Raw genomic sequence first — 15,063 nt, 5'->3', positions numbered from 1 at the left:
ATGACAACCAGCACTCCCACTTCCGATGTGATCGATGCCGCCGTCCCGCTGGCGCCAGACCACCCCACCTGGGCGCTGCGGCGCCAGCGCGACAAGGTCGTCGCCGCGACGCAAGGCAGCTACGACGCGATGTTTTCCCCGGCCGTCGAAGGCCTGTCAGTGAGCGAGCGGCTGCTGGTGGCGCTGCATGCCTGCCGCGTGTCGAAGGCGGACAGCCTTGCCGCGCACTACCGCGACCGGCTGGCGGCCGAAGGCGCGGACAGCGCCCTGACGGCGGCGGTGGACGCCGGCAAGCCCGTGGCCGATGCGCGCCTGCAGGCCGTGCGGGCCTTCACCGGCAAGCTGATCGAACGCCCCATCGAGGGCGACAAGGCGGCTGTGCAATCGCTGGTCGACAGCGGCCTTTCGACGCCCGCCATCGTGGCGATGAGCCAGCTGATCGCCTTCCTGTCGTACCAGATCCGCGTTGCCGCGGGCCTGAAGGCACTGGCAGCGGTGGAGGTGGCGGCATGATGGCCCCGATCCGCATCAAGGGCTTCACCAACGAGGTGCTGAAGTGGAAGCCGTGGCTCGACACGGTGAACGTCGACACCGCCACGCCGGCGCAACTGGCGGCGCTGGACGAGATGAGCCCGCAGGCGCGCACGTCGCCGTACTTTCTGGTGCTGGCGCATCAGCCCGAGATACTGTTGCAGCGCTCGATCGCCTTCAACGCGATCATGTTCGCTCCGGGCGGCATGCCGCGCGCCGAGCGCGAGCTGGGTGCCACGGTGGAGTCGCGCGTCAACGGTTGCGTGTACTGCGCCTCGGTGCATGCGCAGCGCTTCGAGCAGCTGGCCAAGCGCAACGACGTGATCTCGCAGGTGTTCGAGGAGCCGGCGGGCGCCGGCACCACGGCGCGCGAGAAGGCCATCGTCGAGTTTTCGATCCGTCTTGGCGCGGAACCCGACAAGGTCTCGGCCGACGACGTGCGCGGGTTGAAGGAGGTCGGGCTGACCGAGCTGGAAATACTCGACCTGATCCATTCGGTTGCCATCTTCGCCTGGGCCAACCGGCTGATGCTCAACCTCGGGGAGCCGGTGTTCCCCGAAGCAGACGGTTCATAGGCGCGCGAGCAGCCCGGCGACAGTTTCGTTCGCCAGGCCCAGCGGTTCGAGCAGGTCGTTTTCGCGGCGGAAGTCGACGCCGTTGACCAGCGAGGCTGCTTCCACGATGGTGCGCGTCGCGGGTGTCGGCACGCCGGCGATGGCGCCCAGCGCCTCGACGAACGCCAGGCCGTAGGGCATGTCCTCGGTCACGTAGCGGGTGTCGACCTGCGTGGGGCCGGGCGGGCCGCCGCGCTTGGCGTGCAGTTCGGCGGCAATGTCTTCGAGCTTTTCCGACGTGGTGCCGAAGGAGCGCGCGAAGTGCGCCTCGATGGGGCCGAGCTCGATGCCGAAGGCTGCCGCCACGGCGCGGCGTTCCTGGTCAAGCGCCTCGATAGCGCGCGACACGCCGGGCGTCATGCAGTGGTACTGCGCCCAGTTCTCGGCGCGCTCGATGCGGGTCCAGTTGAAGACCGCGAGCGGGCCGTGCGACTGCGGATTGACGTTGGCCAGGGCGCTGGCAAGGGCGCCGTCCTGCGCGGAGAAGCCGTCGCCGAAGAGGGCGGTGCACAGCGCGACGGCTTCGCCGACTTTTGAGCCGGGCAGGGCGGAGACGCCGACGGCCTTGCGTCGCGTCATCACCCTGACCTGCGTGCCCGATTCGCGGCGCGCGGTCAGAACGGTCGTGCCGAAGCTGGCGACATTGATCTGCCGGCCGGCGCGGCGGGCTGCTTCATGAAGATAGAGCGACGACAGCGAGGCCATTGAGCTGACGATCACGGTCTGGCCGTCGCGCAGAGAGGGCAAGAGCGCATCCATCACGCGCTTGTGGCCGTTGACCGGCAGGGCCAGCAGCAGTACGTCCGAGGCCGCGCACAGCCCGGCCGCGTCGTCGGCAACCTCGACGGTCACTGAAAACGACTGGATGCCGCTGGCCTCCAGTGCCTGCGTGCGCAAGGCTTCTGCTCCCTGGCCGCCCGGCGACCACATGGTGACGCTGTGGCCCGCCTGCCGCAGCCAAGCCGCGCTGGCCAGCGCGATTGCCCCGGCGCCCGCGATGCCGACGCGGTACTTCTTGCCCGGAACCTCAGTCAACCTTGATCCCGCCCTGCTTGATCACCTTCGCCCAGCGCTGGCTGTCTTCCGTCACGACCTTGCCCAAGGCAGCCGGGCCGCCACAGGTGTTCACCGCGCCCAACTGGGCGAAGCGCTGCTTCGTCTCCGGCAGGTTGCACACCTCGAGCAGCGCCGCCGACAGCTTCTCGACGCTCGCCGCCGGCATGCGCGCAGGTGCCATCACGCCGACCCAGACCGGCACTTCCATTCCCGGCAGGCCGGTGGCCTCGCCGATGGTGGGGGCCGAACCCATGCTGGGAAGGGAAACCCGGGAGAAGGTGCCGAGCACGCGCGCCTTGCCGCTGGCGACCATGGGTTCGATCGAGGCCACGCTGGTGACGATGGCGGCTACCTGCCCGCCCAGCAGGTCCGTCATGGCGGGCGCGGCGCCCCGGTAGGGCACGTGCAGCAGGTTCGTGCCGCTCGCCTGCGCCAGCAGCGCCCCGGTCAGGTGCGAGACGGTGCCGTTGCCGGTCGAGGCGTAGGTCACCTGGCCCGGCCTGGCCTTGGCGTCGCGCAGCACGTCGGCCACCGTCTTGTAGGGGCTCTCGGTGCGCACGGACAGCGTCATCGGCGTGTCGGCCACCAGGGCCACCGGCACCAGCTCGTGCACCGGGTCGTAGGGGAGCTTGGGCTGCAGGTGGGGGGCGATCGTGATCGCGCCGCCGGTGGCCAGCAGCACCGTGGCCCCGTCGGTCGCCTTGGCCACCGCGTCGGCGGCCACGATGCCGCCAGCGCCGGCCTTGTTGTCGATGATGACGGGCTGGCCCAGCTTGTCGGTGAGCTTGGCGCCCAGGTAGCGCGCGATCACGTCCTGCGCGCCGCCGGTGGCGAAGGGCACGACGATGCGCAGGGGCTTGTCGTTCTGCTGGGCCCACAGGGGCGTGGCGGCGAGGCCGACGGCGGCCGCTAGGCCCAGGGCGAGGTGTTTCAGGCGCAGTTTCATGGTGTTCCAGGCGGTGCGAAAAACCTGTCGGACGGCAGGCGTTACCCGCGCAACACGCAGGTTACGTGCCCCGAGTCTAGAGTCTGCCGGCCGGGGCTTTCGCCCGGGCGCGATAATCCCGCGTTCCCGGCCGCTCCGAGCCGGGCTCTTGCCGAACCGCCATGAATCCCAGCTACAAACCCAGCGACGTCGAGTCCGCTGCCCAGGCGCAATGGAGCGCCGCCGATGCCTACCGCGTCACCGAGGACACGAGCCGCAAGAAGTACTACGCCTGCTCGATGCTGCCGTACCCCAGCGGCAAGCTGCACATGGGCCATGTGCGCAACTACACGATCAACGACATGCTCACGCGCCACCTGCGCATGAGCGGCTACAACGTGCTGATGCCCATGGGCTGGGACGCCTTCGGCCTGCCGGCCGAGAACGCAGCGCTGAAGAACGGCGTGCCGCCGGCCAAGTGGACCTACGAGAACATCGCCTACATGAAGGGCCAGCTCCAGGCCATGGGCCTGGCCATCGACTGGAGCCGCGAGATCGCCACCTGCGATCCGAGCTACTACAAGTGGAACCAGTGGCTGTTCCTGAAGATGCTCGAAAAGGGCATTGCCTACCGCAAGACCCAGGTCGTCAACTGGGACCCGGTCGACCAGACCGTGCTGGCCAACGAGCAGGTGATCGACGGCAAGGGCTGGCGCACCGGCGCGACGGTCGAGCGCCGCGAGATCCCGGGCTACTACCTGAAGATCAGCGACTACGCCGAGGAACTGCTCGAACACACCCAGCACAAGCTGCCGGGCTGGCCCGAGCGCGTCAAGCTGATGCAGGAAAACTGGATCGGCAAGAGCGAGGGCCTGCGCTTCGCCTTCACGCATGACATCAAGGACGCGAGCGGCAAGCTGATCCAGGACGGACGCATGTACGTGTTCACCACGCGCGCCGACACCATCATGGGCGTGACCTTCTGCGCCGTGGCGCCCGAGCATCCGCTGGCCGCGCATGCCGCCACGCTCGACCCCAAGGTCGCGGCCTTCATCGAGGAGTGCAAGAGCGGCGGCACCACCGAGGCCGAACTCGCCACGCAAGAGAAGAAGGGCGTGCCCACCGGCCTGACTGTCAAGCACCCGATCACCGAGGAGCAGGTGCCCGTGTGGGTCGGCAACTACGTGCTGATCGGCTACGGCGACGGCGCCGTGATGGGCGTGCCCGCGCACGACGAGCGCGACTTCGCCTTCGCCAACAAGTACGGCATCGAGATCATCCAGGTGGTGCTGGTCGACGACGAGCCGCACTTCGACTATCACAAGTGGCAGGACTGGTACGCCGACAAGCAGCGCGGCGTGACCATCAATTCCGACAACTTCAGCGGCATGTCGTACAAAGAGGCCGTGGCCGCCGTGGCGCATGCGTTGGGCCAGAAGGACCTGGGTGAGCTGCAGACCACCTGGCGCCTGCGCGACTGGGGCGTGAGCCGCCAGCGCTACTGGGGCACGCCGATCCCGATCATCCATTGCGACGAACACGGCGCAGTGCCGGTGCCCGAGAAAGACCTGCCCGTGGTGCTGCCCACCGACTGCGTGCCGGACGGCTCGGGCAACCCGCTGCACAAGCACGAAGGCTTCCACGCCGGCGTGGTCTGCCCCGTCTGCGGCAAGCCCGCGCGGCGCGAGACCGACACGATGGACACCTTCGTCGATTCGTCGTGGTACTTCATGCGCTACTGCGACCCGAAGAACGAAGAGGCGATGGTGGCCGGCGGCGCCGACTACTGGATGCCGATGGACCAATACATCGGCGGCATCGAGCACGCGATTCTTCACCTGCTGTACGCGCGCTTCTGGACCAAGGTGATGCGCGACCTTGGCCTCGTGAAGGCCGACGAGCCCTTCAGCAAGCTGCTCACCCAGGGCATGGTGCTCAACCACATCTTCTACAAGCGCAATGAAAAGGGCGGCAAGGACTACTTCCCGCCCAGCGAAGTCGCGACGGTGCTCGATGCGCAGGGCCGCATCACCGGCGGCACCACCGCCGACGGCACGAAGGTCGAGTACGGCGGCGTGGGCAAGATGGGCAAGAGCGAACGCAACGGCGTCGACCCGCAGGACCTGATCGAGAAATACGGCGCCGACACCGCGCGCCTGTACACCATGTTCACCGCACCGCCCGAAGCCACGCTCGAGTGGAACGACGCGGCCGTCGAAGGCAGCTACCGCTTCCTGCGCCGGGTGTGGAATTTCGGCGTGGCGCAGGCGGACGTGGCGCCGGTGGCTGTCAGCGGCCAGACCTTCGGCAAGAATGCCCAGGCGCTGCGCCGCGAGGTGCACACCGTGCTGCGCCAGATCGACTACGACTACCAGCGCATGCAATACAACACGGTGGTGTCGGGCGCGATGAAGCTGCTCAACGCGCTGGAAGGCTTCAAGCCCGACGGCAGCGCGGGCGACGCGGCCGCGATGCGCGAGGGCTTCGGCATCCTGTTGCGCTGCCTCTACCCGGCCACGCCGCACATCGCCCAGCAGCTCTGGAACGAACTCGGCTACGACAAGGACCTGGGCGGCCTGCTCGACGCGCCCTGGCCCGCGGTCGACGTCGGTGCGCTGGTGCAGGACGAGATCGAGCTCATGCTGCAGGTCAACGGCAAGCTGCGCGGCAAGCTCAGCGTGCCGGCCGGCGCATCGAAGGACGAGATCGAGAAGCTCGCGCTCGCCTGCGACGATTTCGTCAACTTCGCCGAAGGCGCGCCGCCCAAGCGCGTGATCGTGGTTCCCGGCCGCCTGGTCAACGTGGTCCTTTGAACGACTCAAGCATGAACACTCGCAATGTCTCGCTGCCGCGCCGCGGCTTTCTTCTCGGATTGGCGGCGGCGGGCGCTTCGCTCGGCCTGGCCGGTTGCGGCTTCGAGCTGCGCAAGGCGCCTGTCTTCGCGTTCAAGACGCTGCAGGTGTCGGGCAACTCGGCCATGATCAACCAGATCCGGCGCGAGTTGCGGGCGACGGGCACTGTGACTCTGGTGACGCCCGACACGTCCACCGCCGGTGGTTCGTCGCCGGCCGCCGACGTGGTGCTGGAGATCCTGAGCGAGGACCGCAACCGCATCGTGATCTCGACCAACTCGGCCGGCCTGGTGCGCGAGCTGCAGCTTCAGTTGAAGGTGCGCTTCCGCCTGCGCACGCCGGGCGGTAAAGACCTGCTGCCGGCCACCGACGTCTCGCAGACGCGCGACCTGAGCTTCAACGAAACCAACGCGCTGGCCAAGGAAGGCGAAGCCGACCTGCTGTTCCGCGATATGCAGTCCGACATCGCGCAGCAGCTGATGCGCCGCCTGGCGGCCGTCAAGGAACTCTGAGCCTGCGCGCTCCGGCCATTCCATTTCCATGCAACTTGCCAGCGCCCAGCTCGGAGCCCACCTGCAGAAGGGCCTGAAGCCGCTCTACACGATCCACGGCGACGAGCCGCTGCTCGCGCAGGAAGCGGCCGACGCCATCCGCACCGCCGCGCGCGCGCAGGGTTACACCGAGCGCAGTTCTTACACCGTGGCCGGCGCGCACTTCGACTGGAGCGCGGTGCTCGCGGCCGGGGGCTCGCTCTCGCTGTTCGCAGACAAGCAGATCGTCGAGATCCGCATCCCCTCGGGCAAGCCCGGCAAGGACGGCAGCGCGGCCCTTCAGCAGATGGCCGAGTCCGCGCCCGGCAACGACAGCACGCTCACGCTGGTGATGCTGCCGCGGCTGGACAAGGCCACGCGCACCGGCGCCTGGTTCTCGGCGCTGGAGAACAACGGCGCGAGTATCCAGGTCGACCCGATCGAGCGCGGCGCGCTGCCGCAATGGATCGCGCAGCGCCTGGGCCAGCAGGGCCAGCGCGTGATGCCCGGCGACGAAGGCCAGCGCACGCTGCAGTTCTTTGCCGATCGCGTGGAGGGCAACCTGCTCGCCGCGCACCAGGAAATCCAGAAGCTCGCGCTGCTGCATCCGGCCGGCGAGCTGAGCTGGGAGCAGGTCGAAGGTGCGGTCAACAACGTGGCTCGCTACGACGTGTTCAAGCTGTCCGAAGCCGTGCTGGCCGGCAATCCGCAGCGCGTGGCGCGCATGCTCGATGGCCTGCAGGCCGAGGGCGAGGCCGAGGTGCTGGTGCACTACACGATTGCCGAGGACATCCGCGCGCTCAAGCGTGTGAAGGACGCCATGGCCTCGGGACGCCCGCTGCCGATGGCGCTGCGCGAGAACCGCATCTGGGGCCCGCGCGAGCGTGCCTTCGAGCGTGTGCTGCCGCGGCTGGACGACCGCATGCTGACCCGGCTGCTGCGCGCGGCGCATGTGGTGGACGGCATCGTGAAGGGGCTGAAGCAGCCCGACTGGCCAGCCAGCGGCTGGCAGGCCCTGCAGCGGCTGGCGCTGATGCTGTGCCGCGCCTGCAGCAGCGCGGCGACCGCTCCGCGACGCGCCTGACTCGGCCCGCGCACGATGGCTCCAGCCATCAAAAGGCCCGTGTAAGCCGGGTCACAGGTCGGCGTGGGAAAATGAACACATGAATGCGTTCAACGTCAGCGAGCACATGCAGACCCTGGGTCTGCAAGCCAAAGCCGCTGCATTCCTCATGGCCCGTGCGGATGCAGCTACCAAAAACATAGCATTGAAGGCGCTGGCCCGGCGTCTGCGCGAAGCCGGCCCGGTGCTGGCGGTCGCCAATCAGAAGGACCTGGAACGCGCCACCGCCGCCGGCCTCTCGGCGCCGATGGTCGATCGTCTCAAGCTCACGCCCAAGGTCATCGAGACCGTGGCCCTGGGCTGCGAGCAGCTCGCCGGCATGGCCGACGTCATCGGCGAAATCATCGGCATGAAGCAGCAGCCCAGCGGCATCCGCGTGGGCCAGATGCGCGTGCCGATCGGTGTCTTCGGCATGATCTACGAGAGCCGGCCCAACGTGACCATCGAGGCTGCGAGCCTTGCCATCAAGAGCGGCAACGCGGCCATCCTGCGCGGCGGCTCGGAAGCCATCGAGTCGAACAAGGCGCTGGCGCTGCTGGTGTCCGAGGCGCTGGCCGAAGCCGGCTTGCCGGTCGAGGCGGTGCAGCTGGTGCAGACCACCGACCGCGAGGCCGTCGGCCAGCTCATCGCCATGCCCGAGTTCGTCGACGTGATCATTCCGCGCGGCGGCAAGGGGCTGATCGAGCGCATCAGCCGCGACGCCAAGGTGCCGGTCATCAAGCACCTGGACGGCAACTGCCACGTCTACGTGGACGACACGGCCGAGTTCGACATGGCGCTGCGCATCGTCGACAACGCCAAGACCCAGAAGTACAGCCCCTGCAACGCCGCTGAAGGCCTGCTGGTGTCGGCGTCGGTGGCCGACGACTTCCTGCCCGAGATTGCCGCCATCTTCGCGGCCAAGGGTGTGGAAATGCGCTGCGACCCGGCCGCTGCCGCCATCCTGCGCGCCGACGAGGCGCTCGATCCGAAGGCCCGGGTGGTCGATGCGGTCGAGTCCGACTGGTCCGAGGAATACCTGGCCGCCGTCATCAGCATCAAGGTGGTGGCCGGCGTGGACGAGGCCATCGCGCACATCAACCGCTATTCGAGCCATCACACCGATGCCATCGTCACGCGCGACCACGTGCATGCGCAGCGCTTTCTGCGCGAGGTCGATTCGGCCAGCGTGATGGTCAATGCGAGCACACGCTTCGCGGATGGCTTCGAGTTCGGGCTGGGCGCCGAAATCGGCATCAGCACTGACAAGTTCCACGCCCGCGGTCCGGTGGGCATCGAAGGGCTGACCTCGCTCAAGTACGTGGTGCTGGGGCAGGGCGAAGTCCGGACCTGATCCGATGCGCCCGCGTGCGGTCTTGTCATTGGGGCGGCCATCCCCAAATCCTACAATTCCGCTCCACCTTTAAGCACAAAACCAACAAGGCCGCCGCATGGTTCCGCATCTCGTCACCGCCCTGACCGGCCCGATCAACGAACTGGAGCAGCGGGTGCTCGACTCGATGCCCGCCATCGAGCGCTGGTTCCGGCTCGAGTGGATGGAGCACACGCCGCCGTTCTACAGCGCCGTCGACATCCGCAACGCCGGCTTCAAGCTGGCCCCGGTCGACACCAACCTCTTTCCGGGCGGCTGGAACAATCTCACCAAGGAGATGCTGCCGCTGGCGGTGCAGGCTGCTCAGGCGGCCATCGAGAAGATCTGTCCGGAAGCGCGCAACCTGCTCGTCATTCCGGAAAATCACTCCAAAAATACCTTTTATCTCGCCAACGTCGCGCAACTGGTGCGCATCTTCCACATGGCGGGGCTCAACGTGCGCATTGGGTCGATCGATCCGGCCATCAAGTCGCCCAAGAAGATCGAACTGCCGAACGGCGAGACCGTGACGCTCGAACCGGTGGTGCGCAGCAAGCGCCGCCTGGGCCTGAAGAACTTCGATCCTTGCACAATTCTGCTCAACAACGAGCTTTCTGCGGGAACGCCCGGCATCCTCGAAGATTTGCATGAGCAGTATCTGCTGCCGCCGTTGCACGCAGGCTGGTCGGTGCGCCGCAAGAGCAACCACCTGCACAGCTACGAGGAGCTGTCCAAGCGTCTCGGCAAGCTGCTGGGCATCGACCCGTGGCTCATCAACCCGATCTATGCGCGCGCCGAAGGCGTGGATGTGGCCGAGGGCCGCGGCATCGACGTGCTGACCAGCCATGTGGATGCGGTGCTGACCAAGGTGCGCCGCAAGTACAAGGAATACGGCATCAACGAGAAGCCGTTCGTGGTCGTCAAGGGCGGCCACAGCGGCAGCGGCAGCCCGGGCGTGGTGACGGTGCGCGATGCCAAGGACGTCGAGGCGCTGATCGGCAAGCCGCGCGACACCGCCAGCAGCGCCCCGGCCGGCAAGACCGGCGCCGGCCGCGAGCTGCGCGAGCCCACCGAGCTGATCGTCCAGGAAGGCGTGCTCACCAACGAGCGCGTGCACAACGGCGTGGCCGAGCCGGTGGTCTACATGATGGATCGCTACGTTGTCGGCGGTTTTTACCGCGTGCATGCCGAGCGCGCCGCCGACGAAAACCTCAAGCTGCCGGGCGCGAGCTTCGTGCCGCTGGCTTTTTCTGAAAGTGCGCACTTGCCACAGCCCGGCGCCAAGCCTGGCGCCAGCGCGCCCAACCGCTTCTACATGTATGGCGTGGTCGGCCGGCTGGCCATGGTGGCCGCCAGCTACGAGATGGAAGCGACCGATCCGGACGCCGAAATCTACGAATGATTGCCGGGGGCGGCTTGTGGCGGCTTGCGCCGACCACAAGCAACGGCAAAATAGCGGCCCCACAGCAACGGAAACAAAAGGGCGGGAGGGTGACGCAGGTGGACTAAAGTTCACACTTGCCTCGCCCCGGCGTGTCTGACGCGTCGATTCCAGCAGCCTGCCCTTTTCCCATCGACTTCGTGTCAGCCCCCAAAAATCTCTCAGCCGGCCTCATCGTCGGCGCCATCGGCGTCGTCTATGGCGACATCGGCACCAGCGTGCTGTATGCCGTCAAGGAAGTGTTCGGCCACGGCCACGTGCCGTTCACCGTCGAGAACGTCTACGGCATCCTCTCGATGTTCTTCTGGACACTCACCGTCATCGTCTCCATCAAGTACGTCGTGCTCGTGCTGCGCGCGGACAACGAAGGCGAGGGCGGCCTCGTTGCCATGCTGGCGCTGGCCTCCCGCGCGGTGGCCGACAAGCCCAGGCTGCGCCACCTGCTGCTGGTGGTCGGCATCTTCGGCACTTCGCTCTTCTACGGCGACGGGGTCATCACCCCGGCCATCTCGGTGCTCTCGGCGGTCGAGGGCCTGGAGGTGGTGTCGCCGCACTTCACGCATTACGTGATCCCGCTCACGCTGGTCGTGCTGTTCTGTCTCTTCGTGGTGCAGAAGCGCGGCACGGCGGGCATCGGCAAGTTCTTCGGGCCGATCACGCTCGTGTGGTTCCTGGCGATTGCCGTGCTTGGCGTGTCGCAGATCCTGCACCACCCCGAGATCCTGAAGGCGCTGAACCCGTTCTATGCGCTGAAGTTCATGTGGGACAACCCGGGCACCAGCTTCATCCTGCTGGGCGCCACCGTGTTGTGCGTGACCGGTGCCGAGGCGCTGTACGCCGACCTGGGCCACTTCGGCAAGAGCCCGATCCGCATTGCGTGGTTCTCGGTCGTGATGCCGGCGCTGACGCTCAACTACTTCGGCCAGGGCGCGCTGCTGCTGGAGAACCCCGAGGCGGTGAAGAACCCGTTCTTCATGATGGCGCCCGAATGGGCGCTGATTCCGCTGGTGCTGCTGGCCACGGCGGCCACGGTGATCGCGTCGCAAGCCCTCATCACGGGCGCCTTCAGCGTCACGCGCCAGGTCATCCAGCTGGGCTACCTGCCGCGCCTGAACATCGAGCACACCAGCGTGCGCACGGCGGGCCAGATCTACATTCCGCTGGTCAACTGGGGCCTGTTCGTGGCCATCGTTCTGGCGGTGGTCATGTTCCGCTCGTCGAGCAGCCTGGCCGCGGCCTACGGCATTGCCGTGACCACCGACATGCTGATCACCACGGTGCTGACCTTCTTCGTGATCCGCTACGCGTGGAAGCTTCCGCTGGCGCTGTGCATCGCATCGACAGCGGTCTTCTTCGTGGTCGACTTCCTGTTCTTCGCGTCGAACCTGCTCAAGCTGTTCGAGGGCGGCTGGTTCCCGCTGCTGATCGGCGGATTCGTCTTCACGCTGATGATGACGTGGAAGGAAGGACGCCGCCTGATGGGCGAGGCGCAGCATGCCGATGCGATCGACCTGAAGTCCTTTCTCGACTCGGTGTTCGTGAGCCCGCCGGCGCGTGTCGACGGCACGGCGGTGTTCCTCACGGCCGAGCCGGGCACCGTGCCGAATGCGTTGCTGCACAACCTGAAGCACAACAAGGTGCTGCACGAACAGAACATGTTCGTCACCGTGCGCAACCACGAGGTGCCGTGGATTCCGATGGACAAGCGCATCGAGATCGAGGCGCTCGGCCACCACTGCTGGCAGATCATCGTGCACTACGGCTTCAAGAACGACATCGACCTGCCGCGCGCGCTCGAAAACGCGCGTATGCGCGGCTGCCAGCTGGAGCCGATGACGACCAGCTACTTCCTGTCGCGCGACGTCGTGATTCCGACGCTCGGCAGCGGCATGGCGCCGTGGCGCGAGAAGCTGTTCGCGCAGATGCACCACAACGCGAGCGGGGCGGCGGCATTCCTGGGGCTGCCGAACAACGCGGTGGTGGAGCTGGGGTCGAAGATCGAAATCTGAGGCTCAGGCAGGGCGCCTCAGTCGAATTCTCCTGGGCGCTCCTTCGCGAGCCCTTCCACGTGCGAGGCGATCGCGCCCGGCGTGGTGAACCAGATCTCGCCCCGGTCGCGCGCCTGCGCCAGGTACGTGAGTGCGGTGCGCAGGTGCCGCAGCCGATAGGGCTGGCCCACGATGTACGGGTGCAGCGCCAGGCCCATCACCAGCGGCTGCGTGCGCGACTGTTCGAGCATCTCCTCGAAGTTGTCGATCACCATCGAGCTGAAGTCCTTTGCGTCCATCAGGCGGCCGACGATCATCGGGATGTCGTTGAGCTCCTGCGGATACGGCACCGACCACAGCGAGCCGCCGCTGCGTGTGCGCATGCGCAGCGGCTGGTCGTCGTGGCACCAGTTGAGCGTGTAGCTGTAGCCGGTCTCGGCCAGCAGGTCGGGCGTGACGGCGCTTTCCGAGATCCATGGCGAGAGCCAGCCGGCGGGTGCCTGCCCGCTCCCGCGCACCATGCGTTCGCGGCAGCGCTGCAGCAGCGCGCGTTCGTGCACTTCGTCGAGCGCGCCCTGGCGCTCGGCATTGCTGTGGCCGTGGCCGATCAGCTCGTCGCCGCGCGCCACCAGCGCCTGGACCAGCTCGGGGCAGTGGTCGTACAGCGCGGTGTTGACGAGCGCGCCGGTGGGCAGCGCGAGCGCGTCGAACAGCTCCAGGCAGCGCCACGCGCCGACGCGGTTGCCGTACTCGCGCCAGCCGTGGTTGAGCACGTCGGGTTGCGGCGAGGCCGGGCCGATGCATGCGCCCAGCCCGTCGCCGAAGGCGAAGTGTTCGATGTTGAAGCCGATGTACACCGCCAGCCGCGCGCCGTTCGGCCACACGTAGTCGGGCCGCCGCGTGATGGGCCGGTAGTCGAAGCGGTCGTGTGTGGGAAGCCGGTCGGGCCAGCGCGTCGTCATGCCTGGGGCCTCATCACAGCACGGCGAGGCCGGCGCGCACCAGCAGCCATTCGGCGCTGTCGTTCCACACGTCCATCTGCACGATCAGGCCGTGGCGCACCACGTAGCGGTCGACATAGCGATTGCCTTCGAAGGCCGTGCCGTCGGGCCACGCGCCGTAGAGCGTGCCGAGGCTGTAGACCACCGTTTCCTCGGGCGTGCCGCCGGCCACCGTTTCGGTGCGCTCGATCTTCTTCTTGACCCACGCATAGCGCTTTGCGTTGAAGGCGGAGGTGTCGCCGGGCGCCTGCATTGGCCGGTTGCCGGTGAAGCGGATGCGGATGCCGGGCGCGGTGAAGCGGGAGGCCGACTCCGGGTCGGGAATCATCACCAGGCGAAGGAACTCGTCGACCACGGCGGCGGGGTCGAGCGCGGGGTTGCTCTGCTGCGAAACGGATGCGTCCACGGGGTTCTCCAATCTTGCTGGGCCATGGCGGTGCACGGCGGGATGTCGCGACTGGGTTCGTGCAATTCCCGTGCCTGATGGTTGACATTATGGAATTCAGATTGTTGACAATCTGGTGCTGCCGGCCTCCCGGCACAATCGCCCGATGCGATTCCCCAAGCTCGGCCGGACGCATGAAGAAAAGGCCCCGCCCGGCAAGGACATCGCCGCTTCCGGCAACATCGCGCCCGATATCCCGGTGGCAGCCGCCGCTCCCGGCACCGCAAGAAAGAACGCCTGATGAAAAACATCCTCTTCGTCGCCGATCCGCTTGATCATTTCAAGATCTACAAGGACACGACCTTCTCGATGATGCGCGAGGCGCAGCGCCGCGGCCACCGCATCGCGGCCTGCCTGCCGCAGGACATTCAGTGGAAGTCGGGCGGCGTGGTCACGGCCACGGTGCAGCAGATCACGCTGACCGGCGACCCGAAAGATTGGTACAGCGTCGACATCACCGAGGCCAAGGCACTAAAGGACTTCGACGCCGTGCTGATGCGCAAGGACCCGCCCTTCGACGCCGAGTACATCTACGCCACGCACCTGCTGGAGCAGGCCGAGCGCGAGGGCGCGCAGGTGGTGAACAAGCCGCGCGCGCTGCGCGACCACCCCGAGAAGCTCGCGATCATGGAGTTTCCGCAGTTCACCACGCCCACGCTGGTAACGCGCAGCTCGCAGGCCGTGCGCGACTTCCATGCCGAGCACGGCGACATCATCCTGAAGCCGCTCGACGGCATGGGCGGCATGGGCATCTTCCGCGTGCGGCAGGACGCGCTGAACCTCGGCTCCATCGTCGAGACGCTCAACAAGGACGGCGCCGAGACGATCATGGTGCAGCGCTTCGTGCCCGAGATCGTGCAGGGCGACAAGCGCATCCTGATCATCGCGGGCGAGCCGGCGCCCTTCGTGCTGGCGCGCATTCCGCAGGGCACCGAGGTGCGCGGCAACCTGGCTGCGGGCGGCAAGGGCGTGGCGCAACCGCTGACCGCGCGCAATCGCGAGATCGCCGAGACCGTGGGCCGTGCGCTCGCGCCGCGCGGGCTGCTGCTGATCGGGCTCGACGTGATCGGCGACTCGGTGACCGAGATCAACGTGACCAGCCCGACCTGCTTTCAGGAGATCACCGAACAGACCGGCTTCGACGTGCCGGCGATGTTCATCGATGCGCTGGAAGAGACCCTGCGCAAGCAGGGCCGCTGACGCAGC

The 15,063-nt window shown here is 67.2% G+C and carries 14 protein-coding genes; 10 read left to right on the top strand and 4 right to left on the bottom strand.

Going from position 1 to position 15,063, the window contains the following annotated elements:
• On the top strand, positions 1-513 hold the full coding sequence (locus ACZYSP_RS13840) for a CMD domain-containing protein (protein WP_093076958.1): 513 nt from the start codon (positions 1-3) through the stop codon (positions 511-513).
• Positions 510-1,106 carry a peroxidase-related enzyme gene (locus tag ACZYSP_RS13835; RefSeq protein WP_093076960.1) on the top strand — a complete coding sequence of 199 codons (597 nt, stop codon included), beginning with the start codon at positions 510-512 and terminating at the stop codon, positions 1,104-1,106. The genes ACZYSP_RS13840 and ACZYSP_RS13835 overlap by 4 nt, the downstream gene beginning before the upstream one ends.
• On the opposite strand, the gene ACZYSP_RS13830 is transcribed toward ACZYSP_RS13835, so the two are convergent.
• Together ACZYSP_RS13830 and ACZYSP_RS13825 are read right to left on the bottom strand one after the other, a co-directional pair.
• Positions 1,101-2,180 (bottom strand): NAD/NADP octopine/nopaline dehydrogenase family protein, encoded by a 1,080-nt coding sequence (locus ACZYSP_RS13830; protein ID WP_093076961.1) that lies wholly within the window; start codon positions 2,178-2,180, stop codon positions 1,101-1,103. The two genes, ACZYSP_RS13835 and ACZYSP_RS13830, sit on opposite strands and share 6 nt — an antisense overlap.
• Positions 2,173-3,147, bottom strand: a complete 975-nt coding sequence (locus ACZYSP_RS13825; RefSeq protein ID WP_489014707.1) for a Bug family tripartite tricarboxylate transporter substrate binding protein — start codon at positions 3,145-3,147, stop codon at positions 2,173-2,175. The genes ACZYSP_RS13830 and ACZYSP_RS13825 overlap by 8 nt, the downstream gene beginning before the upstream one ends.
• 161 nt (positions 3,148-3,308) lie before the next feature.
• Here ACZYSP_RS13825 and leuS point away from each other — a divergent pair, with 161 nt between their 5' ends.
• The 6 genes from leuS (at position 3,309) to ACZYSP_RS13795 (ending at position 12,432) form a co-directional block, all read left to right on the top strand.
• Positions 3,309-5,939, top strand: coding sequence for a leucine--tRNA ligase (gene leuS, locus ACZYSP_RS13820; protein ID WP_093175222.1), 2,631 nt, complete (start codon positions 3,309-3,311; stop codon positions 5,937-5,939).
• An 11-nt stretch (positions 5,940-5,950) separates the two neighbouring features.
• Positions 5,951-6,490 (top strand): LPS-assembly lipoprotein LptE, encoded by a 540-nt coding sequence (locus ACZYSP_RS13815; protein ID WP_093076966.1) that lies wholly within the window; start codon positions 5,951-5,953, stop codon positions 6,488-6,490.
• Between the two features lie 28 nt (positions 6,491-6,518).
• On the top strand, positions 6,519-7,592 hold the full coding sequence (holA, locus tag ACZYSP_RS13810; RefSeq protein ID WP_093076968.1) for a DNA polymerase III subunit delta: 1,074 nt from the start codon (positions 6,519-6,521) through the stop codon (positions 7,590-7,592).
• A 79-nt stretch (positions 7,593-7,671) separates the two neighbouring features.
• Positions 7,672-8,964, top strand: a complete 1,293-nt coding sequence (locus ACZYSP_RS13805; protein WP_093076969.1) for a glutamate-5-semialdehyde dehydrogenase — start codon at positions 7,672-7,674, stop codon at positions 8,962-8,964.
• Positions 8,965-9,061: 97 nt separating this feature from the next.
• Positions 9,062-10,384, top strand: coding sequence for a glutamate--cysteine ligase (gene gshA / locus ACZYSP_RS13800; protein WP_093076971.1), 1,323 nt, complete (start codon positions 9,062-9,064; stop codon positions 10,382-10,384).
• A gap of 179 nt (positions 10,385-10,563) precedes the next feature.
• Complete coding sequence (locus ACZYSP_RS13795; protein WP_093054026.1) at positions 10,564-12,432, top strand: potassium transporter Kup; 1,869 nt, start codon at positions 10,564-10,566, stop codon at positions 12,430-12,432.
• A 17-nt stretch (positions 12,433-12,449) separates the two neighbouring features.
• Here the strand turns inward: ACZYSP_RS13795 and ACZYSP_RS13790 are convergent, their stop codons facing one another.
• Together ACZYSP_RS13790 and ACZYSP_RS13785 are read right to left on the bottom strand one after the other, a co-directional pair.
• Positions 12,450-13,373 (bottom strand): polysaccharide deacetylase family protein, encoded by a 924-nt coding sequence (locus ACZYSP_RS13790; protein ID WP_093076972.1) that lies wholly within the window; start codon positions 13,371-13,373, stop codon positions 12,450-12,452.
• Between the two features lie 13 nt (positions 13,374-13,386).
• Entirely contained in the window at positions 13,387-13,818 is a 432-nt protein-coding gene (locus tag ACZYSP_RS13785) for a hypothetical protein (protein ID WP_093077170.1), read from the bottom strand.
• 145 nt (positions 13,819-13,963) lie between these two features.
• On the opposite strand from ACZYSP_RS13785, the gene ACZYSP_RS13780 reads away from it, so the two are divergent.
• Positions 13,964-14,098, top strand: coding sequence for a hypothetical protein (locus ACZYSP_RS13780; protein WP_256216760.1), 135 nt, complete (start codon positions 13,964-13,966; stop codon positions 14,096-14,098).
• On the top strand, positions 14,098-15,057 hold the full coding sequence (gene gshB, locus ACZYSP_RS13775; protein WP_093076974.1) for a glutathione synthase: 960 nt from the start codon (positions 14,098-14,100) through the stop codon (positions 15,055-15,057). The genes ACZYSP_RS13780 and gshB overlap by 1 nt, the downstream gene beginning before the upstream one ends.
• Positions 15,058-15,063: the final 6 nt, after the last annotated feature.

Source organism: Variovorax sp. F042 (genome assembly GCF_057814215.1).
The sequence above is the reverse complement of the archived record's forward strand: the minus strand, read 5'-3'. Positions and strand labels throughout refer to the sequence as shown.